Genomic DNA, 21,269 nt, shown 5'->3' with positions numbered 1-21,269 from the left:
GTGGTGGGTGATGACGGGATCGAACCGCCGACCCTCTGCTTGTAAGGCAGATGCTCTCCCGGCTGAGCTAATCACCCATCGTCTCGGTGTGGTGCGCATTCTACGGAGCACCTTAGAGTCTGGCAAGCACTTTTTTAAAAAATTTTTTCAAGCCTTCCAACGACTTAGCAGACTTGGCCTGAGACGGCTGCTCGGAGAATAATGCCCCCTTATGTGTTAAGGAGAGATGCACCCCATGTGGTTCAAAAACCTGCTGATCTATCGCCTGACCCAGGACATCCCGTTTGACCCCGAGGCGCTGGAAACCGCTCTGGCCAGCAAGCCAGCGCGCCCTTGTGCCAGCCAGGAATTGACCACCTACGGCTTCGTCGCGCCATTTGGCAAGGGTGAAGACGCTCCACTGGTGCATGTCAGTCAGGACTTCCTGCTGATCGCCGCACGTAAAGAAGAACGTATCCTGCCTGGCAGTGTCGTGCGCGATGCGGTTAAAGAGAAGATCGACGAGATCGAGGCCGAGCAAATGCGCAAGGTCTATAAAAAGGAACGTGATCAGATCAAGGATGAAATCATCCAGGCGTTCCTGCCACGTGCCTTTATCCGTCGCTCGGCAACCTTCGCCGCCATCGCCCCCAAGCAGGGCCTGATTCTGGTCAATGCCTCCAGCGCCAAGCGTGCCGAAGACCTGCTCTCCACCCTGCGTGAAGTGATGGGCTCGCTTCCCGTACGACCACTGAGCGTGAAGATCGCCCCAAGCGCGACCATGACCGAGTGGGTGAAAACCCAGCAAGCCGCCCCGGACTTCTATGTCCTGGACGAGTGCGAGCTGCGTGACACCCATGAAGACGGCGGCATCGTTCGCTGCAAACGTCAGGACCTGACCAGCGACGAGATCCAGATGCACCTGGGCACTGGCAAGCAAGTCACCCAATTGTCGCTGGCCTGGCAGGACAAGCTGTCCTTCGTGCTCGACGACAAGATGGTGATCAAACGCCTGAAGTTCGAAGAACTGCTGCAGGATCAGGCCGAGGAAGACGGTGGTGATGAGGCCCTGGGCCAACTCGATGCCAGCTTCACCCTGATGATGCTCACTTTCGGTGAGTTCCTGCCGGCCCTGTTTGAAGCGCTGGGTGGTGAAGAGATCCCGCAGGGGATCTAAGGGCAACGTCTAGATCGCGAGCAAACCAGCCCACCTGCACGAGAGCGGGTGGCTGGTCTTGCCCGTGATAGAAGCACCACGCACTCACTGGCACCTCACCGATGCCATCGCAGGCATGCCTGCTCAAGCCGCATGGGTTCCCCTAGGGTCTGCATGAAAAGTCTTGAGACGAAGGTCAGGCAAGGCGAAAACAGCCGAGGAAGCGGAGTTTACGGGTTGTAAATGAGCATTCCGAGGCTGTTTTCAACGCAGCATCACCGAGTATCAAGGCTTTTCGTACAGAGCCTAATACTCTTCACTTAAGTCCTTTGAGTGTTCAAGCGTGCTCAAGCAACCGCGTCACGGCCAAGCGTTCAGGAGCGCTTTGCTTTTAGTGCGCGCAGTGGCAGACGCTGAAGGGCGTCCCTTCAGGAGGCTGAGTGGAGCCGTCGCGTAGTGAGCGCTGATGGGCCATGGATGGCCCGTCGGCGCGTCCACACGGGAGCGATGGCGTAAGGAAGGAACCCGAAGCGCAGCGTAGGGCCGGATGTCGGGACAGGGCGTTTTGCCCACTTTTGTGCCCTTCAAAAGTGGGTCGCCGTAAAAGGCGAAACCAGCCGGTGGTGCCGCTGCAGGGAATGGATATGTTCGCGAAGTGAATGCCAATAGCCACAAACATGCGTCGCCCCCTGAGGTACTCGCCGGCGTATTGCCCTACCCCTCGAGTTTGTGCACTCTATATGCCCACAGTGAGGACGACCTCACGACGCATCGCGTGATCAATCCGGGGACGGCCCCATCACCTGATGGAGACACTGCATGTCCTGGATCATTCTGTTTTGTGCCGGCCTGTTCGAAGTCGGCTGGGCTGTCGGCCTGAAGTACACCGACGGCTTTACCCGCCCATTGCCAACCCTGCTGACCATTGCAGCCATGCTGGTCAGCCTGGGTTTGCTTGGCCTGGCCATGAAGGAGCTGCCGCTCGGCACAGCCTATGCCATCTGGACCGGCGTCGGCGCAGTGGGCACGGTGATCGCCGGGGTTATCCTGTTCGGCGAATCCATGGCCCTGATGCGCCTGGCCAGCGTTGCCCTGATCGTCACCGGCCTGGTCGGGCTGAAGGTCAGCGCCAGCTGACCTGCCCTACCCGGGTCAGCGCACCGTGCCACGCAACGCGCTGACCCGCTCGCGCAATACGGCCGGCTCTGCCGCCTCAACCGGGACGGCGGTACCGGCCACCAGGGTCACCCGCGACCACAAGCGACGGAAGAAGCCCTTGGCCGGATCCCGGCTGAAGAAACTCCCCCACAAGCCCTGCAAGGCCATCGGGATCACCGGCACGGGTGTCTGCTCGATGATCAGGCGTACACCGCCTTTGAACTCATCGATTTCACCGTCCGAGGTCAGTTTGCCTTCCGGAAAGATGCACACCAACTCACCCTGCCGCAGACACTCGGCTATTTTCTCGAAAGCCCGTTCATAAATGTGCGGGTCTTCCTTGCGCCCGGCAATCGGGATGGCCCCAGCGGTGCGGAAGATGAAGTTGAGCACCGGCAGGCGGTAGATCTTGTAATACATAACGAAACGGATCGGCCGCCGCACCGCACCACCGATCAACAATGCATCGACGAAGGACACGTGGTTGCACACCAGCAGGGCTGCACCATCATCGGGAATCAACTCAAGGTCGCGGTGTTCGACACGGTACATGGAGTGGCTGAGCAGCCAGATCATGAAACGCATGGTGAATTCGGGGACGATCTTGAAGATGTAGGTGTTGACCGCGATGTTCAGCAGCGAGACCACCAGGAACAGCTGTGGAATGCTCAGCTTGGCCACACTCAACAGCACAATGGTGACGATGGCCGAGACCACCATGAACAGTGCGTTGAGGATGTTGTTCGCAGCAATGACCCGGGCCCGCTCATTCTCGGCGGTACGCGACTGGATCAAGGCATACAGCGGCACGATGTAGAAGCCGCCGAACACGCCCAGCCCGAGGATCGACAGCATGATCCACCAGGCCTGACTCATGCCCAGCAGGGTCAGCCAGTCGTGCGGCTGCGCCCCGGCCACGACATCGCCCGAATGCCACCACCAGAGCAGGCCAAACAGGGTCAGGCCAAAGGAGCCGAACGGCACCAGGCCGATCTCGACCTTGCGTCCGCTAAGGCGCTCACACAACAGCGAACCGAGCGCGATACCCACTGAGAACAGGGTCAATACCAAGGTGACCACGGTTTCGTCACCGTGCAGCCAGTCTTTGGCGTAGGCAGGAATCTGGGTGAGGTAGATCGCCCCGACAAACCAGAACCAGGAGTTGCCGACGATCGAACGCGACACCGCCGGGGTCTGATTCAAGCCCAGGCGCAGGGTCGCCCAGGACTGGGTGAAGATGTTCCAGTCCAGTTTCATCTGCGGCGCAGCAGCAGCGGCACGCGGAATCCATTGACTGGACAGGTAACCGAGCGCAGCCACCGATACCACGGCGGTCGCAACCACAGGGGCATAGTGACCACTGGACATCATCACACCCGCGCCAATGGTGCCCGCCAGGATGGCGAGAAAGGTGCCCATCTCAACCAGGCCGTTACCCCCCACCAACTCTTCCTCATGCAGCGCCTGCGGCAAGATCGAGTACTTGACCGGGCCGAACAACGCCGAATGGGTGCCCATGGCAAACAACGCCAACAGCATCAGCGCCAGGTGATTGGTGAGAAAACCAATGGCACCGACCGCCATGATGCCGATCTCGGCCAGCTTGATCACACGGATCAATGCGTCCTTGGCGAACTTTTCGCCAAACTGCCCGGCCAGTGCAGAGAACAGAAAAAACGGCAGGATAAACAGCAGCGCACACAGGTTGACCCAGATCGACCGGTCACCCTCGATGCTGAGCTTGTAGAGAATGGCGAGAATCAACGACTGCTTGAAGATGTTGTCATTGAAGGCACCCAGCGACTGGGTAATGAAAAACGGCAGAAATCGCCGTTTGCCGAGCAATGTGAATTGCGAGGGGTGACTCATCGTCCGTGTACCTGCATGGGGCTTTGTTATTGGAGGTCAGCTGCGCCGTAAAAGCCACAGTTGTAGCATAAACGCCCTTGCAGGAGCCGGTCTTGCCAGCAACCGAGCCACCTGCAAGACCAGCACCTACAGAGCACTCAGGCCCGAAGATCCGCAATACACGGCGACACGAACAGCTCACCACGCCAGGCGCCACGCAGCGTCCGGCTGGCCACCAGCAGCCAGAGGCCGATCAGCGCCAGCACCAACACACTGCCGATGATCTGAAAGAAGCCCAATTCAAGCCAGGCGGCGAGCTTCAGCGTTGCCAGGGCATACACCCCCAACGGAAAGGTAAAGCCCCACCAACCAAGGTTGAACGGCATGCCGTGGCGCATGTATCGCAGGGTAATCAGCACTGCCGTCAGCAACCACCATAAGCCGCAGCCCCACAGCACGATGCCGGCGATCAGGCCAATACCCCGGGCAATTTCGCCGAGCCCGCCCAGGCCGTTGGCGGCAAACACGGCAGGTGCATCGCTGCCCAGCAACAACATGCCCAAGGCGCCGGTACCAATCGGCCCCAAGGCCAGCCAGCTTGAAGCCGCCATGCTGGTATGGGGCAACTTGTGCAGGGCCATGCGTAACAAGAGGATGGTCAGGATGCTGAACGCCACCGGCAGCGAGACCGCCCACAACACATAGCTGACGATCAACACCTGGAACTGCTGATGCGGATCCGCCAGATGCGGCGCCAACAGGCCACCGCTGGCCGCCGCCACCTCGGCAGCCACCACCGGCAATAACCAGACGGCGGTCATCTGATCGATGCTGTGCTCCTGACGGGTGAACATCAGGTACGGAATGGCCACGCCGCAGAGCACGGCCAGTGCCACGTCGAACCACCACAGCGCCTCGACCCACGGCAAGATTCCCTGCCCCCAGCGTTCAAGGCCGAACAGCAGGGCACCATTGAGAATCGTTGCCAGGCCCATCGGAATCGTCCCAAAGAACATGGAAACCGTAGAGTGGGCAAAGATCCTGCGTGCCTCATGAAAGTACAACACCCAACGCGCCGCATAGACGCCGCTGAATAGAATGAATAAAGCGATCGTCAGCAGCCACAAGGCCTCGGCCACGCCACTCAGCGCTGGCATCGCCTGCTTGAGCGCCAAGGCAAGAACACCGGTCCCCATGGTGACGGCGAACCAGTTAGGCGTGAACTGGCGAATCACTTCGCGTGGATGGGCCAGTTGATGGAACGGACGCAGCGATACGGCGCTGCTGGTCGGGCATGGCATGGTTTGCACTCCTGTCCTCTGGTGAGGTAGAGCCCATGGTAGAGGCGCCTTTAATATCTATAAAACGGGTAATTTCTCTAACTATTATCTATTTTTCCGATACAACCTGATAATTCGTGGTGTGCTTCAGACCCCGGCATTGCGATGGCCTTCAATCGGCTGCTGATCACGGTGCAATGGATGACCCTCCGTGATGCCCCTGCGACGCTGCGCCACTGCTACCATGGTCGGCACTGACTAAGCACGAACGGCATGCCAGACTGATAGATCGAGGTATACCGTTAGGCTGGAGGTGTACTCCCCCTTTTCTTCGGAGTTGTCATGTCGCTGTCCAGTGGGCTGATCGCCTTGGTCGCCCTGGCCTATATGGCCATCATGTTCGCCATCGCTTTCTACGGCGACCGCCGCAGCAAGCCGCTGCCCCCGCGCCTGCGTGCCTGGGTGTACAGCCTTTCGCTGGCCGTGTACTGCAGCAGTTGGACATTCTTCGGTTCGGTCGGCCAGGCCGCCGAACAACTCTGGGCATTCCTGCCTATCTACCTCGGCCCGGTGCTGCTGATGCTGTTTGCACCCTGGGTGCTGCAGAAGATGGTGCTGATCAGCAAGCAGGAAAACATCACCTCGATTGCCGACTTCATCGCCGCCCGTTACGGCAAGTCGCAGGCACTGGCCGTGGTGGTCGCACTGATCTGCCTGGTGGGTGTGCTGCCGTACATCGCCTTGCAACTCAAAGGCATCGTATTGGGGGTCAACCTGCTGATAGGCGCAGGCGCCGACGCCACTGGCAGCCGAGTGCAGGACACCGCCCTGGTGGTCTCGCTGGTGCTTGCGCTGTTCACCATCGTCTTCGGTACTCGCAGCCTGGATGTCACCGAACACCACCGTGGCATGGTGCTGGCCATTGCCTTTGAGTCGCTGGTCAAACTGCTGGCGTTTCTCGCCGTCGGCGCCTTCGTCACCTTCAACCTGTATGACGGCTTCGACGACCTGTTCAGCCAGGCACGATTGGCACCCCGCCTGGAAACCTACTGGCAGGAAACCATCAACTGGCCGTCGATGGTGGTCCAGACCGGTGTGGCAATGATGGCGATCATCTGCCTGCCGCGGCAGTTCCATGTCACCGTGGTGGAAAACATCGACCCTCAGGACCTGCGCCTGGCGCGCTGGGTGTTTCCGGCCTACCTGATCCTCGCCGCACTGTTCGTAGTCCCGATAGCCCTGGCCGGGCAGATGATGCTACCCGACTCGGTCATCCCCGACTCGTTCGTGATCAGCCTGCCGCTGGCCGAAGCCCACCCGGCCCTGGCGTTGCTGGCATTTATCGGTGGCGCATCGGCGGCTACCGGCATGGTGATCGTCGCCAGCGTGGCGCTGTCGACCATGGTCTCCAACGACATGCTGCTGCCGTGGCTGCTACGGCGTAACAACGCCGAGCGCCCCTTTGAAGTATTCCGCCACTGGATGCTCTCGGTTCGCCGGGTATCGATCGTTGCGATCCTGCTGCTGGCCTATGTCAGTTATCGCCTGCTCGGTTCCACGGCAAGCCTGGCAACCATCGGCCAGATTGCTTTTGCCGCCATCACCCAACTGACGCCAGCCATGTTTGGCGCGCTGTACTGGAAACAGGCCAACCGCCGTGGCGTTTTTGCCGGCCTTGCAGCCGGTATTTTCATCTGGTTCTACACCCTGGTTCTGCCCATCGCCGCTCACAGCCTCGGCTGGTCGCTCAACCTGCTCCCAGGCTTGGCGTGGCTGCACAGCAACCCACTGAACCTGCCGATAACCCCGCTGACGCAGGGTGTGGTGTTGTCGCTGGCCGGTAACTTCACCCTGTTCGCCTGGGTGTCGATCCTTTCCCGCACACGGGTATCGGAGCACTGGCAGGCAGGCCGCTTCATCGGCCAGGAAACCAACGCCCGCCCGAGCAACCGCTCGCTGCTGGCAGTACAGATCAACGACCTGCTGAACCTGGCAGCACGGTTTGTCGGCGAAGAGCGTGCGCGCCAAAGTTTCATCCGCTTCGCCTACCGCCAGGGCAAGGGCTTCAACCCTAATCAGAACGCCGACGGTGACTGGATCGAGCATACCGAACGACTGCTCGCAGGCGTGCTCGGAACCTCTTCGACCCGGGCCGTGGTCAAGGCGGCCATCGAAGGCCGCGACATGCAACTCGAAGACGTCGTGCGTATCGCCGACGAGGCTTCCGAGGTGCTGCAGTTCAACCGGGCACTCTTGCAGGGCGCCATCGAAAACATCAGCCAGGGCATCAGTGTGGTCGACCAGTCACTGCGCCTGGTGGCCTGGAACCGCCGTTATCTGGAACTGTTCAATTACCCGGACGGCTTGATCAGTGTCGGCCGGCCAATTGCCGACATCATTCGCTACAACGCCGAACGCGGCCTGTGCGGCCCCGGCGAGGCTCAGGTCCATGTTGCCCGACGCCTGCACTGGATGCGCCAGGGCCGTGCCCACACGTCCGAGCGCTTGTTCCCCAATGGCCGGGTCATCGAACTGATCGGCAACCCGATGCCGGGTGGCGGGTTCGTCATGAGTTTTACCGACATCACGCCGTTCCGCGAAGCCGAACAAGCCCTGAAGGATGCCAACGAGGGCCTCGAGCAGCGGGTTGCTGCGCGAACCCACGAACTGTCGCAACTGAACCTGGCCCTGACCGAAGCGAAAAGCCACGCCGAAGCCGCCAACCAGTCCAAGACCCGTTTCCTCGCGGCGGTCAGCCACGACCTGATGCAGCCACTGAACGCCGCCCGGCTGTTCTCCGCCGCGCTCTCCCACCAAGGCGACGGGCTGTCCACCGAGGCACAGCAACTGGTTCAGCATCTGGACAGTTCGCTGCGCTCCGCCGAAGAATTGATCAGCGACTTGCTGGACATCTCCCGCCTGGAAAACGGCAAGATCACCCCCGACGCCAAGCCGTTCGCCCTGAACGAGTTGTTCGATACCCTGGGCGCCGAGTTCAAGGTACTGGCCCGGGAACAGGGCCTGGACTTCCGCGTGCGCAGTAGTCGTTTACGGGTGCAAAGCGACATGAAACTGCTGCGGCGGATTCTGCAGAATTTCCTGACCAACGCCTTCCGCTACGGCAAGAGCCCGATCCTGCTTGGCGTAAGGCGTAGCCAGGACAACCTGTGGCTGGAAGTCTGGGACCGCGGCCCGGGCATCGCCAACGACAAGCTGCAGGTGATTTTCGAGGAATTCAAACGCCTGGACAGCCACCAGACCCGCGCAGAAAAAGGCCTCGGCCTGGGCTTGGCGATCGCTGACGGTCTCTGCCGCGTATTGGGCCATCCGCTGCAAGTGCACTCATGGCCCGGCAAAGGCAGCGTATTTCGGGTCTGCGTACCACTGGCCACGACGCCAGTCGCACCACCCGCGCCTGTTGCCGAACAAGCCGGACAACCCCTGGCGGGGATGCAGGTGCTGTGTGTCGACAACGAGGACAGCATCCTCATCGGCATGAACAGCCTGCTCAGCCGCTGGGGTTGCCAGGTCTGGACTGCGCGCAACCGCGACGAATGCGAGGCACTGCTGGCCAAAGGGCTGCGCCCGCACTTGGCACTGGTGGACTACCACCTGGATGATGGCGAAACCGGTACCGAACTGATGGCCTGGTTACGTACACGCCTCGGCGAACCGGTACCGGGCGTAGTGATCAGTGCCGACGGTCGGAGCGAAATGGTTGCCCAAGTGCATGCCGCCGGCCTCGACTACCTGGCCAAGCCGGTCAAGCCGGCAGCGTTGCGCGCCTTGCTCAATCGACATCTGAGCCTGGTCCAGTAAGCACCTCGGCAGCCAGGCCATCGTTGTCGCTCAGTGCCCGTTCAAGCAGGTCGGCGGGCAGGCTCTTGCTGGCCCGGGCACCGAGCAGCTTGAGCTGCTCGCTGCGACTGATCAGGTTGCCGCGCCCCTCGCACAGCTTGTTGCGCGCCGCCGCATACGCCTTGTCGACCTGCTGCAGACGACTACCGAGCTCGTCCAGGTCCTGGATGAACAGCACAAACTTGTCGTAGAGCCAGCCTGCACGCTCGGCAATTTCCCGTGCGTTCTGGCTTTGCCGCTCCTGCTTCCAGAGGCTGTCAATTACGCGCAGGGTCGCCAGCAAGGTGGTCGGGCTGACGATCACGATCTGCCGATCAAAGGCTTCCTGGAACAAATTGGGTTCAGCCTGCAGCGCCGCCGAAAACGCCGCTTCAATGGGGACGAACAACAGCACAAAGTCGAGACTGTGCAACCCCTCAAGGCGGTTGTAGTCCTTACCGGATAACCCTTTGACGTGGTTGCGCAAGGACAGCACATGCTGCTTGAGCGCCGCTTGAGCGATCTCGTTGTCAGCCGCTGCCACATATTGCTGGTAGGCCGTGAGGCTGACCTTGGAGTCGACGACCACTTGTTTGTCGCCCGGCAACATGATCAACACATCGGGCTGGAAACGCTCGCCGTCAGCACTCTTGAGGCTGACCTGGGTCTGGTACTCACGCCCTTTTTCCAACCCTGCGTGCTCAAGTACCCGTTCAAGAATCAACTCGCCCCAGTTACCCTGGGTTTTCTGCCCCTTGAGCGCCTGCGTCAGGTTGGTAGCTTCGTCACTCAGGCGCAGGTTCAACTGCTGCAAACGCTCCAGCTCTTTTGCCAGGGAAAAGCGCTCGCGGGCCTCCTGTTGGTAGCTGTCTTCAACACGCTTCTCAAAGGCCTGGATTCGCTCCTTGAGCGGGTCGAGCAGTTGCCCCAGGTGCTGCTGGCTGGTCTGTGCGAAACGCTGCTCACGCTCGTCGAAGATCTTCGTGGCCATCTCGGCAAACTGGGCGCGCAGTTCATCACGCGAGCCCTGCAAGTCCTGCAGGCGCTGCTGATGGCTGTCCTGCTGCTCACGCAGCTCGGCAGCCAGCGCGGCACAGTGGGCATCCAGCCGGCGTAGCTCAGCCTCCTTGGCGGCGCGCTCAAGTTGCCAGGCATGAGCGGCATCGCTGGCGTTGTCACGTTCGATCTGCAGCAGTTCGAGCTCGCGTGCCTGTGCGGCCAGAGTCGCCTGCTTGGCGGCATTGGCCTGCCCCAGGTCACTGACCTCATCACGGCAGGCATCCAACTGCGCAACCAAGCCCTCTTGAGCCAGCTGAGCATTGCCCAGCCGCTCCTCAAGCAGCGCACTTTCAGCCTGACGAGCAGCCAAACGACGCTGCAACTGCAGGACCAGGCCCAAACAGGGCAACGCAGCCGCCAATACGCCCAGCAAAATACTGGTCAGATCCACCGCCATAGCTATCTCCCAAGGAAAAACTGCCCCAGCTTAACAGCCCCGGACAGCGCGCTGTATCTAGCGCTCGAGCAATTGCTTGAGCAGGCGTGCGGCCTCCTGCGAGCCCTGGCCTGCGGCCTGCTCCAGCCAGTGACGGGCCTGCTCAGGCGCGTTGAACTGAGGCTGGGCACAGAGTCGGCCATATTCCAACTGAGCACGGCGATCACCGGCACGGGCGGCCTGGCGCAAAAGTTCATGACCGATTCGTCGGTCGCGGGCATTACCACAATCGCGGCAGAGCATTTGCCCCAAGCGACTTTGAGCAACCACTACGCCCTGGCGAGCGGGCTGTTTGAGCAGACGACCCGCAATGTGCTTGATGTTGCGGTTATCACCCAGACGCGGGCTGTCGAGCAACCACAGGGCAACCTTCAGCGACAGGCGTCGTGGTTCGGGAAGCGGCATTTGAACAAGGCTGGACGCGGGGACTTTACTGCGAAACTTCATAAAAACGATGGAGGTAACTCGAGAGGCGCGCCACTCTACTCCTTTTATTCAGCAATGGCTCAACCGGACTCGACAGTTTTTTTTCGTCCGTTCGGCACATTTTTTCTTGACGCTTTCACAGAGACATTTCACACAAACCACCACCACCCCGGATTGTCAGACAGCAAGCAAAAAGCTGGAACGCCCGTCCTAGAGCAAGCGCTCGGGACAATCCACAGAAGCTGTGGATAACTCGGTGGACAACCCCCCTTCACACCCCGCAAAGCCCCATAGAATGTGGGCTTCAGTCAAACTGTCGATTTTTTCACCAGCTAAAAAAAGTGTTTTTTTTCATTGACTTGTCCCTGAGAGCGAGTCATTGGCCGGCCACCGAACACCTGTTGCATCGCTGCGACAGTGCGTGCTCCATGTGTGTACAACCGCCCTAAAGAAAGGCGACCCCCTGCACGGATTTGGCACAACGCCTGGCACAGAGGCTTCACAGAAGGCCCAAAAGCAGAGATACTGGCCGGCTCGCCAGAAACAAACCAATAGCGCTTGCCAAACCAAAGCCGGCACGGTAGTCTTGCCACCGTTAGTACCAAGCTGAAATTCAATTCTGGCCAAAGCGGTCCTTGCAGGCGATGCTCATCTCAAACGATAGAGCGCGCTGCTGAAACCAGGACCGGCCACCTGATGGTTCGCACACAAGTCTCTTTGTTCGCATGAACCAACCTGCAGATTGAGCAGAATTTCTCTCACCCAGCGTCCAAGAACCTTGACTCTGGCGTGTTGCCTGCCCTCTGAGTACCTACCAGTCAGCCCAAGCGCCACATGATAATGCGCTCCAAACTGGCTGCCCTGTTCCAGTCAGGTTCTTCGCACCGGCCTAAAGCCAGGCGTTACTGGAACGTTTAAAGCGTACACGGCTCCGTTGCCGTGTCTTTTGCAGGAACTTCCAATAATGATGAAACATAGCACCCATACTCAGGCTGCGATTCGCACCCTAAGCCAGGCATTTGCCCCCCTGAACTGCTTGATCCTTGCTTCACGCAAGGGCAGCTTCAGCTTCACCCTGGTCAATGAACACGGTATCGCTCAACACACCGAGCGACTGTACCCGGACCAGTACACCGGCGCCAAACCGCTGCAAGCGGTCATCGACCGCGCACGCCAGTCGCTGGTTGCGTAACCCGACGTTACGCAACACCCCCAAGCCCCGCCCTTGCAGCGGGGCTTTTTTTTGCCCGCTGCGCATACACCAACGATCACCCGCTAAGCACCCAAGTGCATATGCGCTATAACCACGCACCAGAAACGATTTAAAAACAGCCCTTTACACCACGAATATGACACTACACTTCAACTCAAGCGGTACAGACCGCTTCCGGCGGGCCTGACCGATTCTCCAGCTGCCAAGCACCAGCGCCCCGCCGGCCACTTTCAAGTGCGAGGGCATTATGGGTATCGCCGCGAGCGAGTTAAGCCAGCACGTGATCCGCCCCACGCTGCTCTATCTGAATCGCCATTGCGCCAGCGCAGAGGCACTGTTACTGGGCATAGCGGCCAGCCAATCCAGGCTTGGCGACGCCCTTCACGATCGTCGCGGCCACGGCCTGTATCGAATTTCCGAGCCGCGCCACCAATCGCTCTGGGACCGCTTCCTCGCCCGCGACCCCGAACTGGCCAGCCTGATCCGCGGCCTTGCCAGCCAGCATGCATTCCTCGCCGGACCTCACCTGGAACTGACAGTCAACTTACGCTATGCCACCGCTATCGCCTGGATGTTGATCGAAGAACAACGCCCACAATTGCCAGACGCCGATGACCTGCTGGGCCTGGCACGTATCTGGCGCCAGATCTTCCAGCCCCAGGGCCGCCTGCGCGACTTCACCCAGGCATGGCACCTGTGCATCGACCCGGTACACCTTCAAGCCTGCTGAGAACCCCTTGCCATCGAAACGCAAAAAAAAGGAATTTTGGTCAGATTGTCCTACAAAAGCGCGCTATCTCCCGGGATATGCCCTATAGCGCGACGGACAGAATGTTGGTAGTTTGCGAGCCGGTGATCCCAAGGAGTTCTAATAATGAAAAAAGCAATACTCAAAACGTCGCTAGGTCTCGCTGTCACGCTCGCGTCCACTCAACTGTTCGCCAGCGGCTTTGCTCTTAACGAACAAAGCATCAGCAGCATGGGAACCGGCTTTGCGGGTCGCTCTTCTTCTGCCGATGATGCCAGCACCGTATTCGGTAACCCTGCCGGCATGTCGCGCCTCAAGCGCGAACAAGTGACCGTTGGCGGCGCCGCTGTCATCGCCAGGTCCGATATCGACGGCACGGGTACCTTTGGCGGCACCAGCAACGGCAACATGGTCCCGGTAGTTGGCGTGCCCATGGGCTATTACGTCAAACCTATCGACGAACACTGGGCATTCGGCATGGGCATGTACGTACCTTTCGGCCTGCTCACCGACTATGAAAACAGCTTTTCCGGCCGCTACTTCGGCAGCAAGAGTGAGGTACGAGTCGTCACCCTGCAGCCAACCATTAGCTATGCGTTCAACGACAAGGTTTCCATCGGTTTTGGCCCGACCATCAACCGCATTGATGGCACCCTGGAGTCTGCTACGCTGAATCCCGTAAGCCCCGGCACAAACGACGGAAAGGTAAAAATCTCTGGCGACGACACCGCCATAGGCTACAACATCGGCATCCTGGTACAGGCCACCGACAGCACACGCGTCGGCCTGACCTACCACTCGATGGTCGACTACAAGCTCAAAGGCGACACAGAGATTAACGGTACTGGTTTCGGCCCATTCAGCGGCAGCAAGTACGACGCCTCGCTGAAAATCAAGACGCCAGAATCGGTAGACTTCTCGCTCACCCACGAACTGGACGACCATTGGACCCTCTACGCGGGCAGCACCTGGACCCGCTGGAGCCGCCTGGAAGCCATCACTGCCAACAATGAAGGCGTTCCGGCCCCACTAGCGCCAAGCTTGGGGCAGATCAGCGAAGAACAGAACTGGCATGACACTTGGGCATATGCCGTCGGTGCCGCCTACAAAGTGAACAAGGAATGGACCCTGCGCGCAGGTTTCACCGTTGACCAGTCGCCAACCAACAACGTCAACCGCTCGCCACGCATTCCGACCGGCGACCGCAAGGTGTTCAGCCTTGGCGCAGGCTGGAGCCCAAGCGACGACATGACCATCGACGTCGCCTACTCCTATCTAATGGAAGAAGACACCACCGTCAATCAGTCCAGTTTGGACCCTGCGCACTTCAAAGGCACCTACAACGCCAAGTACGAGAACAGCGCACACGGTGTGGGTGCATCGCTCACCTACCGCTTCTGATCTCATGCACGCGGCAGGTTACCGCCGCCCGTGCAACACAAACGCCCCGACGAACTCGGGGCGTTTGTGTTTCTAGGCCTGCCCTGCCGGCACCCGGTAGTCTTCCAGGGCCTGCTGCACATAGTCCATGAAGGCACGGACCTTGGGCGTCAAGGCAAAGCGGTCGGCTACGCACAGGTAGACATCCATCGGCTCGGTCTGCGCGTAGGCCCGGCTCGCTTGAGAATATTTGAACAACGGCACCAACTCGCCACGCGCCAGGTAGGGACGCGCCACAAACTCGGCTAAACGTGTGATGCCGCCTCCCTGCGCCGCCATCTGCGCCAGCACATCAATATCGTCACTGATCAACACGTTGCCGAATTCGGCATCAAAGCGCAGCCCATCACGCACAAACCCCCAAGGCAGGAAGCGCCCCTCAACCGGGTAGCGGAATACCAGGCAACGGTGTTGCTTAAGCTCTTCCGGTGCACTTGGCCACCCGACCTCCGCCAGGTACGCCGGTGACGCACAACAGATGAAGGGCACCCGAGCGATATGCCGCGCGAGCAGGCCGTCTTCCAGTTGTGGGGTGATGCGAACACTGACATCCACCCCTTCCTGGGCATGGTTGACGCGCCTGTCGCTGGTGACAATCTCTATCGAAAGCCTGGGATAACGGGCACTGAACGCGGGAATCAGGCGGGCTAGCACATGGCGGGCAAAGGCTGAGGATGAGGCGATACACAAACGCCCGTGCGGCTCGGCATCCGGCGCAGTAATCGCCACCTGAGCATGCTCAAGGTCACGCTCGATGTGTTTGACCTTCTCGTAATAAACACTTCCGGCTGCGGTCAACGCCATACTGCGTGTGGTGCGCGACAACAGGCGCACCTGCAAGTGCTTCTCCAGCCGCGCAATGTTCTGGCTGACCGCTGCAGCACTTAGCCCCAAGGCACGAGCCCCTGCTGCGATGCTGCCGGCCTCGACCACTTTGATAAAGCTCTTGATGGAGCCCAACAGGTTCATGCTTGCGTCCGCTATTCGTAATTTTTTCTTTATAAAGACCTAAGCAGAAGGCGTCTACCTCACGCTGTTCAGGCTTGTTAGGCTGCCATCCATCCCCCACAAGGAGCCACCATGAACCCAGTCAACACCACCCGCCGCCTGAAGCTCGGCGTGCGCGCCACCCCTTATGTATTTGCGTTCTACATGTCAGGCATCATGGCCCTGCTGATGTGCTTCGTCATTACCGCCGCCAACAGCGGTATTCATGACGACTACCTCGGCCATGTGCTCAAGGCCTACCAACTGGCAATGCCGGTCGCATTCGCCTGCGTACTTGTGGTACGCCCGATCGTGATCAAGTTGGTAGCCCTGACGGTTCATGCTCCGCACTGAGACCCTCAGGGCTGTGAAGCAATGGCCTTGTCGATGGCCGCCTTGAATTGCGGGTCATCCGGCTTGGTCAGGCTGGAGAAACTGGCGACGACCTTACCCTGACGGTCCACAACATATTTATAGAAGTTCCACTTCGGCGCACTGCTCTGGCGTGCCAGCTCCCGGAACAGGTGCGTAGCATCGTCGCCACGTACGGCCTGCGGTTCGGTCATGGTGAAGGTCACGCCGTAGTTGGCATAACAGACCTTGGCCGTCTCGACACTGCTGGCAGCTTCCTGCTTGAAGTCATTGGACGGCACCCCGAGCATTTCCAGGCCTTGCTCGTGATAGGCCTGGTAAATCGCCTCAAGGCCTTCAAATTGTGGCGCAAAGCCGCAGTAGCTGGCGGTATTGACCACCACCAGCGGCTTGCCGGCAAACTGTTCACACAGGTCGATCTGCTCCTTGGCGCGCAACTTGGGCAGCTCACCTTGCAACAGTTCAGGGCATTGGCCGGCAACAGCCGCTGCCCCGGAAACAAGCGTCAACAACGGAATCCACAACCAGCGTGTACGCATCATGCCTCTCCTGTGAATGCAGTCCGAGGGTTCAGAATACGCCTAGCAAGCGCCCATGCCCAATTGCATCAAAGCCAACCCGCCCTGATGCCAGCCCCACCAGGCAAGCCCAAGCACCAACAGGCCGCCTGCCAGCACAAGCCAGCGCAACGCCTGGGGGCTCACGCCGCCCCCACTTGCGCTTGCAGCCGCGCAACCGGACGTTCGCGCACAGGCCAGTTGAGCGCCGCAGCCAATAGGCTGAGCAGGATCGAGATCTGCCAGACCAGGTCATAGTTACCCGTACGGTCATACACCACACCGCCCAGCCAGCCCCCCAGAAACGCACCCAACTGGTGGAACAGGAAGACAATCCCACCCAGCATCGACAGGTTACGCACACCGAACAAGGTGGCGACGGTGCCATTGGTCAAGGGCACCGTGGACAGCCAGAGCAAGCCCATGGCGATACCAAACAAATAGGCACTGACGGCCGATACGGGCACCCAGATGAACAGCACAATCACGACGGCACGCAACAGGTAGAGTGCCGTCAACAGGCGCGGCTTGGACATCCGGCCACCAAGCCAGCCGGCCGTGTAGGTACCGAAAATATTGAACAGGCCAACCAGCGCCAGCACCGTAGTGCCGATGGTGGCAGGCAGGTGCTGGTCAACCAGGTACGCCGGCAAGTGCACCCCGATAAACACCACCTGGAAACCGCAGACAAAGAAGCCCAGCGCCAACAGCCAGAACCCTGAGTGCGAACAGGCCTCGCGCAAGGCTTCGCCCAAGGTCTGCTCATCTGCGTGGCTCGGCAATGGACGGTCGCGCAGCATGCCCACCAGCGGCACGATCAATGCGACCAGCAGCCCCAGTACCAGCAATGCCGCTGACCAACCGAGCCAGCCAATCAGGCTCAGCGTTCCTGGCAGCATCGCAAACTGGCCAAACGAGCCAGCAGCACTGGCAATACCCATGGCCACACTGCGCTTCTCTGCGGGTACCGCACGGCCCACGACCCCAAGGATCACTGAGAACGAGGTGCCTGACAGGCCAATGCCAATCAACAGACCAGCGCTGAGTGATAACGACAGGGGCGAATCGGCCATCCCCATCATGAGCAGGCCGACGGCATACAGAACCCCGCCGATAATCACTACCCGAGCGGCGCCCAGGCGGTCAGCCAGGGCGCCGGCAAAGGGCTGCGCCAGGCCCCAGATGAGGTTCTGCAGGGCGATGGCAAAGGCAAACACCTCGCGCCCCCAGCCGAACTCGGCGCTCATTGGCGCCAGAAACAGGCCAAAACCGTGTCGCACACCGAGCGATAACGCCAAAATCAGGGCTGCGCCCAAGAGTATCCAGCCGCTCGTTCGCCATACCGTGGTCATTATTATTGTCTCCTGACTGCCGCAAGGTTACGCGGGTATATACCCGCGTTTAGGGTCATGTTTCACGCCAATTGCTTCAGCAAGCGCAACAGTTCGTCACGCTGCGCTTCGCCCAACGCCGCCAGCATCTTCAACTGCGCCTGCTCCCAGGCAGGCTCAGCAGCCGACAGCCGCGCCTTGCCCTGCTCGGTGAGCAGTACCAGGCGATTACGCAAGTCATCACCCTCAGCCAGCGCCACCAGGCCATCGGCCTCCAGCACCCGCAGGTTGCGCCCCAAGGTGCTGCGGTCCAGGCCCATGGCTTCGGCCAGGCTGGAGATGCTCGGACGGTCGAGGCGCTGCAAGTGCCGCAACAAGGAAAATTGGGCAACATTGATGCCGAAGCCTTCAAGGGCTTCGTCGTAACGGCGGCTCACCCCTCGGGCAGCACGACGCAAGTGGGTACAGAGGCATTGGCTGGTCAACATGGTACGTGTATATACCCGCATCGGCTTCAACACAAGCATTAGCGCAGAACATGGCGCGATCACAGGCCAACGGCAGGCGGCAATCGCTACAACGCCAAGCCGACCAGTACCGCCAACTCAAGCAGCTCCAGCAAGGCGCCAGCCGTGTCACCCGTGGTGCCGCCCAATCGGCGCACCATCAGGCTGCGCAGCCAAAAGAACACAACACATGCCAGCAACAGTGCCTGCACGCCTTGCCAGCCAGCGAGCAGCACACAGGCCACGCCACTGAGCACCAAGACGATGTGCCCGCTGCGCCGCGGCAGGTGCTCGGCCAAGGCCTGGCCCAGCCCGCCAGCACGTACATAAGGCGTACAGAGGAACAACCCAAGCATGGCCGCACGCCCGATCAGAGGCGCCAGCAGCAACGCCATGCTCTGCCCGGCCTGAACCAGCGCCAGCAACGCCGTGAACTTCAACAACAACACCAGAACCAGGGTAACCACGGCAATTGGCCCGCTGCGCGGATCTTTCATGATCGTCAGGGTTCGTTCACGATCACCAAAGCCACCCAGCCAGGCGTCAGCACTGTCAGCCAACCCGTCCAGGTGCAACGCGCCACTGAGCAACACCCAGAGCGTCAGCAGCAGCGCAGCATGCAGCAGCAACGGGCTTGCGGCCAGCAGGCTGTCAAAGGCCCACAGCAGCACGCCGAACAATAGCCCCACCACGGGGTAGAACAGCAACGAACGCCCCATCTGCTCGGCAGCCGGCATGCCCGGCAGTCGCACAGGCAGGCTGCTGAGGAACTGCAAGGCAATCCAGAAGGGCAACATCAGCGGGCCTCTTGCCATTGTCCGTCGGCATCCAGCACCAGTCGCACCAGCGCTCCGTGCCCGACCTCGACCTGCAACAACTGCTCACGTGGCAACCCTCTGGCACGCGCCAGCAACAGCCGCATCACCCCGCCGTGGGTGACCAGCAACAGGTGCTCGCCCAGATATCGCTGCTGCAAGCGCGCCAAGGCACGCAGCACTCGGGCCTCAAACCCTGCAACCGGCTCGCCACCGGGCGGGGTAAACGCATAGGGATCAGCCCAGAACTGACCCAGTTCCTGCGCATGGGTTTCCATCAACGCAGCCGCGCTGCGTCCTTCCCACTCACCAAAGTGCAGCTCCTGCAACTCTGGCTCCAGCTCACATGGCACGCCCAGTTGCCCGGACAGGGCCTCGGCAAAGCGTGCACAACGCTGCAGTGGCGAACTGATCAGCCGTTGCCACGGTGCACGGCTGGCGGTCGCCGCGCGCATCTGCGCCCATCCCTGATCTGTCAGGGCGTCATCAAGGCTGCCACGCAAGCCGCCCCCCTGTTCGGTTTCGCCATGACGCAGCAGGTCAATGATCATGCCGGACGATCCGCAACGGCGGCCTCGGCAAAGGTCGCCATCTGCCCATGCAGCTCACAGGCAAGACGCAGCAGCGGCACCGCCAACGCAGCACCACTGCCCTCTCCCAACCGCAAACCGAGCTCCAGCACCGGTTCGGCATCCAGCTGCGCCAATACCAGGCGATGACCTGGCTCGGCACCACGGTGCCCGAACAGCAGCCAGCAGTGTGCCTGCGGGTTCAGACGAACCGCCAGCAATGCGGCGACTGTGCAGATGAATCCATCGACCAGCACGGCGATACCTTCCTGAGCGCAGGCCAGGTAAGCACCCACCAACGCGGCGATCTCAAAACCGCCGAAGCAAAGCAGAACCTGCAGAGGGTCATCACCGGAAACGGCATGCTGTTTCAGGGCCCGCTCAATCACTTCGGCCTTGTGCCGCACACCTGCCGCATCCAGGCCAGTTCCTGGGCCGCTGAGGTCGCTGGCCGCACACCCGAGCAACGCACATGCCAGGGCACTCGCGGCGGTGGTGTTGCCAATGCCCATTTCACCGCCAATAAACAACTGCGCGCCGTTCGCAGCGGCCCGCAAAACGCTTTCGCGCCCAGCCTGCAAGGCCAGCAAGCCCTGCTCAAGCGTCATCGCCGGCGCCTTGGCGAAGTTGGCTGTCCCCGCGCCAATACGCACATGTCGCACGCCCGGCAAGTCGTCTTGCAGGGTAGCTGTACCGAGGTCGACCACCTCCAGACGCGCGTCCAACTGGCGTGCCAGAACGCTGATCGCCGCACCACCGCTGACGAAGTTCTGCAACATTTGGGCAGTGACGGCCTGCGGATACGCAGAGATGCCTTCCGCGACAACGCCATGATCCCCCGCGAAGATCGTGATCCAGACCTGTGCCAAGTCAGGCTTGAGCCGCCCTTGCAGGCTGGCCAACTGCACCGCAAATGCCTCCAGACGGCCCAGCGAGCCCGCCGGTTTGGTCAATTGTTGCTGTCGCTCCAGTGCTTGCTGGTGGATCGCTTCATCCGGTGCCTGGCAGGGGTTCTGCCACCAGTTCTGACTCATAGTGCAGGTCCTTTCAAAACGAGGGGCAAGCCGGCAACAGTCAGCACCACACGCTGACAGCGCTCGGCAATGGCTTGATGCAGCCAGCCGGCTTCATCGACATAACGGCGGGTCAGTTCGCCCATGGGCACAACCCCCAGGCCAGTCTCATTGCTCACCAGAATGATCTCGCCCGGCAGGTTGGGCAGACAGTCAAGCAACGCGTTGCGCTCATCGTTCAAGCGCTGCGTGTCTTCAAGCATGAGCAGGTTGGTCAGCCAGAGGGTCAGGCAGTCCACCAACAGGCAACGCCCGGGCGCTGCGTTGTCGATCAAGGTTCGGGCCAGCGCCAGAGGCTCTTCAATCAGCCCCCATTCAGCAGGCCGACGCTCGCGGTGCAGTTGCACCCGAGCATTCATTTCGCCATCCAGCGGCTCGCTGGTGGCAATGTAGGTCACCGGCAAGGCGCTGTGCTGCGCCCGTTGTTCAGCCAGGCGGCTCTTGCCAGAGCGGGCACCACCGAGGATCAGGTTGAGCAT

Annotated in this window: 19 protein-coding genes and 1 tRNA gene; 7 read left to right on the top strand and 13 right to left on the bottom strand. The window is 60.5% G+C overall.

The features are described from left to right. Position 1: 1 nt before the first annotated feature. Positions 2 to 77: transfer RNA gene (locus CYD26_RS18560), tRNA-Val, on the bottom strand. A gap of 158 nt (positions 78 to 235) precedes the next feature. On the opposite strand from CYD26_RS18560, the gene rdgC reads away from it, so the two are divergent. Together rdgC and sugE are read left to right on the top strand one after the other, a co-directional pair. After that, positions 236 to 1,156, top strand: coding sequence for a recombination-associated protein RdgC (gene rdgC, locus CYD26_RS18555; protein ID WP_102053282.1), 921 nt, complete (start codon positions 236 to 238; stop codon positions 1,154 to 1,156). A 798-nt stretch (positions 1,157 to 1,954) separates the two neighbouring features. Further along, positions 1,955 to 2,272: a quaternary ammonium compound efflux SMR transporter SugE gene (gene sugE, locus CYD26_RS18550; protein ID WP_065760536.1), complete on the top strand. Its 318-nt coding sequence runs from the start codon at positions 1,955 to 1,957 to the stop codon at positions 2,270 to 2,272. Positions 2,273 to 2,287: 15 nt separating this feature from the next. On the opposite strand, the gene CYD26_RS18545 is transcribed toward sugE, so the two are convergent. Next, positions 2,288 to 4,162: an MFS transporter gene (locus CYD26_RS18545; protein WP_099775544.1), complete on the bottom strand. Its 1,875-nt coding sequence runs from the start codon at positions 4,160 to 4,162 to the stop codon at positions 2,288 to 2,290. 137 nt (positions 4,163 to 4,299) lie between these two features. Then, positions 4,300 to 5,442 carry a TDT family transporter gene (locus CYD26_RS18540; RefSeq protein WP_102053281.1) on the bottom strand — a complete coding sequence of 381 codons (1,143 nt, stop codon included), beginning with the start codon at positions 5,440 to 5,442 and terminating at the stop codon, positions 4,300 to 4,302. 321 nt (positions 5,443 to 5,763) lie between these two features. On the opposite strand from CYD26_RS18540, the gene CYD26_RS18535 reads away from it, so the two are divergent. After that, the gene (locus CYD26_RS18535; RefSeq protein WP_102053280.1) at positions 5,764 to 9,240 is read left to right on the top strand and encodes a PAS domain-containing hybrid sensor histidine kinase/response regulator; all 3,477 of its coding nucleotides are present in this window, start codon (positions 5,764 to 5,766) and stop codon (positions 9,238 to 9,240) included. Here the strand turns inward: CYD26_RS18535 and rmuC are convergent. Together rmuC and CYD26_RS18525 are read right to left on the bottom strand one after the other, a co-directional pair. Continuing rightward, positions 9,212 to 10,600: a DNA recombination protein RmuC gene (gene rmuC / locus CYD26_RS18530; RefSeq protein WP_177442445.1), complete on the bottom strand. Its 1,389-nt coding sequence runs from the start codon at positions 10,598 to 10,600 to the stop codon at positions 9,212 to 9,214. The two genes, CYD26_RS18535 and rmuC, sit on opposite strands and share 29 nt — an antisense overlap. A gap of 171 nt (positions 10,601 to 10,771) precedes the next feature. Continuing rightward, the gene (locus CYD26_RS18525) at positions 10,772 to 11,200 is read right to left on the bottom strand and encodes a tetratricopeptide repeat protein (protein ID WP_065760531.1); all 429 of its coding nucleotides are present in this window, start codon (positions 11,198 to 11,200) and stop codon (positions 10,772 to 10,774) included. A gap of 946 nt (positions 11,201 to 12,146) precedes the next feature. On the opposite strand from CYD26_RS18525, the gene CYD26_RS18520 reads away from it, so the two are divergent. From CYD26_RS18520 to CYD26_RS18510, 3 genes are all read left to right on the top strand, one after another. Next, entirely contained in the window at positions 12,147 to 12,371 is a 225-nt protein-coding gene (locus CYD26_RS18520; RefSeq protein WP_099776760.1) for a hypothetical protein, read from the top strand. A gap of 268 nt (positions 12,372 to 12,639) precedes the next feature. Beyond that, positions 12,640 to 13,122 (top strand): hypothetical protein, encoded by a 483-nt coding sequence (locus CYD26_RS18515; RefSeq protein WP_065760530.1) that lies wholly within the window; start codon positions 12,640 to 12,642, stop codon positions 13,120 to 13,122. Between the two features lie 144 nt (positions 13,123 to 13,266). Next, positions 13,267 to 14,541, top strand: a complete 1,275-nt coding sequence (locus CYD26_RS18510; RefSeq protein ID WP_102053279.1) for an OmpP1/FadL family transporter — start codon at positions 13,267 to 13,269, stop codon at positions 14,539 to 14,541. A gap of 72 nt (positions 14,542 to 14,613) precedes the next feature. Here CYD26_RS18510 and CYD26_RS18505 read toward each other — a convergent pair whose 3' ends face one another. Further along, on the bottom strand, positions 14,614 to 15,549 hold the full coding sequence (locus CYD26_RS18505) for a LysR family transcriptional regulator (protein WP_102053278.1): 936 nt from the start codon (positions 15,547 to 15,549) through the stop codon (positions 14,614 to 14,616). Positions 15,550 to 15,660: 111 nt separating this feature from the next. On the opposite strand from CYD26_RS18505, the gene CYD26_RS18500 reads away from it, so the two are divergent. Next, positions 15,661 to 15,921: a DUF2798 domain-containing protein gene (locus CYD26_RS18500; protein WP_099775549.1), complete on the top strand. Its 261-nt coding sequence runs from the start codon at positions 15,661 to 15,663 to the stop codon at positions 15,919 to 15,921. A 5-nt stretch (positions 15,922 to 15,926) separates the two neighbouring features. Here CYD26_RS18500 and CYD26_RS18495 read toward each other — a convergent pair whose 3' ends face one another. From CYD26_RS18495 to cobU, 7 genes are all read right to left on the bottom strand, one after another. After that, a complete protein-coding gene (locus CYD26_RS18495) occupies positions 15,927 to 16,478 on the bottom strand; it encodes a glutathione peroxidase (protein ID WP_178081722.1) in 552 nt (183 codons plus the stop codon). Positions 16,479 to 16,639: 161 nt separating this feature from the next. Continuing rightward, positions 16,640 to 17,848 (bottom strand): MFS transporter, encoded by a 1,209-nt coding sequence (locus CYD26_RS18490; RefSeq protein WP_065760527.1) that lies wholly within the window; start codon positions 17,846 to 17,848, stop codon positions 16,640 to 16,642. A 62-nt stretch (positions 17,849 to 17,910) separates the two neighbouring features. Then, positions 17,911 to 18,315 carry a MarR family winged helix-turn-helix transcriptional regulator gene (locus tag CYD26_RS18485; RefSeq protein ID WP_102053286.1) on the bottom strand — a complete coding sequence of 135 codons (405 nt, stop codon included), beginning with the start codon at positions 18,313 to 18,315 and terminating at the stop codon, positions 17,911 to 17,913. Positions 18,316 to 18,401: 86 nt separating this feature from the next. Then, complete coding sequence (locus tag CYD26_RS18480) at positions 18,402 to 19,130, bottom strand: adenosylcobinamide-GDP ribazoletransferase (protein WP_102053276.1); 729 nt, start codon at positions 19,128 to 19,130, stop codon at positions 18,402 to 18,404. Next, the gene (gene cobC / locus CYD26_RS18475) at positions 19,130 to 19,699 is read right to left on the bottom strand and encodes an alpha-ribazole phosphatase (RefSeq protein ID WP_099775553.1); all 570 of its coding nucleotides are present in this window, start codon (positions 19,697 to 19,699) and stop codon (positions 19,130 to 19,132) included. Before cobC ends, CYD26_RS18480 begins: the two co-directional genes overlap by 1 nt. Further along, positions 19,696 to 20,751 carry a nicotinate-nucleotide--dimethylbenzimidazole phosphoribosyltransferase gene (cobT, locus tag CYD26_RS18470; RefSeq protein ID WP_102053275.1) on the bottom strand — a complete coding sequence of 352 codons (1,056 nt, stop codon included), beginning with the start codon at positions 20,749 to 20,751 and terminating at the stop codon, positions 19,696 to 19,698. Before cobT ends, cobC begins: the two co-directional genes overlap by 4 nt. Then, on the bottom strand, positions 20,748 to 21,269 hold the full coding sequence (gene cobU, locus CYD26_RS18465) for a bifunctional adenosylcobinamide kinase/adenosylcobinamide-phosphate guanylyltransferase (RefSeq protein WP_065760523.1): 522 nt from the start codon (positions 21,267 to 21,269) through the stop codon (positions 20,748 to 20,750). The genes cobT and cobU overlap by 4 nt, the downstream gene beginning before the upstream one ends.

The organism is Pseudomonas sp. FFUP_PS_473, from assembly GCF_002858665.1.
Lineage (GTDB): Bacteria > Pseudomonadota > Gammaproteobacteria > Pseudomonadales > Pseudomonadaceae > Aquipseudomonas > Aquipseudomonas defluvii.
The sequence above is the reverse complement of the archived record's forward strand: the minus strand, read 5'-3'. Positions and strand labels throughout refer to the sequence as shown.

Excerpts from the sequence above, each read along its gene's own strand:
- rdgC (WP_102053282.1), top strand. The coding sequence starts at position 236 with ATGTGGTTCAAAAACCTGCTGATCTATCGCCTGACCCAGGACATCCCG.
- sugE (WP_065760536.1), top strand. The coding sequence starts at position 1,955 with ATGTCCTGGATCATTCTGTTTTGTGCCGGCCTGTTCGAAGTCGGCTGG.
- CYD26_RS18545 (WP_099775544.1), bottom strand. The coding sequence starts at position 4,162 with ATGAGTCACCCCTCGCAATTCACATTGCTCGGCAAACGGCGATTTCTG.
- CYD26_RS18540 (WP_102053281.1), bottom strand. The coding sequence starts at position 5,442 with ATGCCATGCCCGACCAGCAGCGCCGTATCGCTGCGTCCGTTCCATCAA.
- CYD26_RS18535 (WP_102053280.1), top strand. The coding sequence starts at position 5,764 with ATGTCGCTGTCCAGTGGGCTGATCGCCTTGGTCGCCCTGGCCTATATG.
- CYD26_RS18525 (WP_065760531.1), bottom strand. The coding sequence starts at position 11,200 with ATGAAGTTTCGCAGTAAAGTCCCCGCGTCCAGCCTTGTTCAAATGCCG.
- CYD26_RS18520 (WP_099776760.1), top strand. The coding sequence starts at position 12,147 with ATGAAACATAGCACCCATACTCAGGCTGCGATTCGCACCCTAAGCCAG.
- CYD26_RS18515 (WP_065760530.1), top strand. The coding sequence starts at position 12,640 with ATGGGTATCGCCGCGAGCGAGTTAAGCCAGCACGTGATCCGCCCCACG.
- CYD26_RS18510 (WP_102053279.1), top strand. The coding sequence starts at position 13,267 with ATGAAAAAAGCAATACTCAAAACGTCGCTAGGTCTCGCTGTCACGCTC.
- CYD26_RS18505 (WP_102053278.1), bottom strand. The coding sequence starts at position 15,549 with ATGAACCTGTTGGGCTCCATCAAGAGCTTTATCAAAGTGGTCGAGGCC.
- CYD26_RS18500 (WP_099775549.1), top strand. The coding sequence starts at position 15,661 with ATGAACCCAGTCAACACCACCCGCCGCCTGAAGCTCGGCGTGCGCGCC.
- CYD26_RS18495 (WP_178081722.1), bottom strand. The coding sequence starts at position 16,478 with ATGCGTACACGCTGGTTGTGGATTCCGTTGTTGACGCTTGTTTCCGGG.
- CYD26_RS18490 (WP_065760527.1), bottom strand. The coding sequence starts at position 17,848 with ATGACCACGGTATGGCGAACGAGCGGCTGGATACTCTTGGGCGCAGCC.
- CYD26_RS18485 (WP_102053286.1), bottom strand. The coding sequence starts at position 18,315 with ATGTTGACCAGCCAATGCCTCTGTACCCACTTGCGTCGTGCTGCCCGA.
- CYD26_RS18480 (WP_102053276.1), bottom strand. The coding sequence starts at position 19,130 with ATGTTGCCCTTCTGGATTGCCTTGCAGTTCCTCAGCAGCCTGCCTGTG.
- cobC (WP_099775553.1), bottom strand. The coding sequence starts at position 19,699 with ATGATCATTGACCTGCTGCGTCATGGCGAAACCGAACAGGGGGGCGGC.
- cobT (WP_102053275.1), bottom strand. The coding sequence starts at position 20,751 with ATGAGTCAGAACTGGTGGCAGAACCCCTGCCAGGCACCGGATGAAGCG.
- cobU (WP_065760523.1), bottom strand. The coding sequence starts at position 21,269 with ATGCTCAACCTGATCCTCGGTGGTGCCCGCTCTGGCAAGAGCCGCCTG.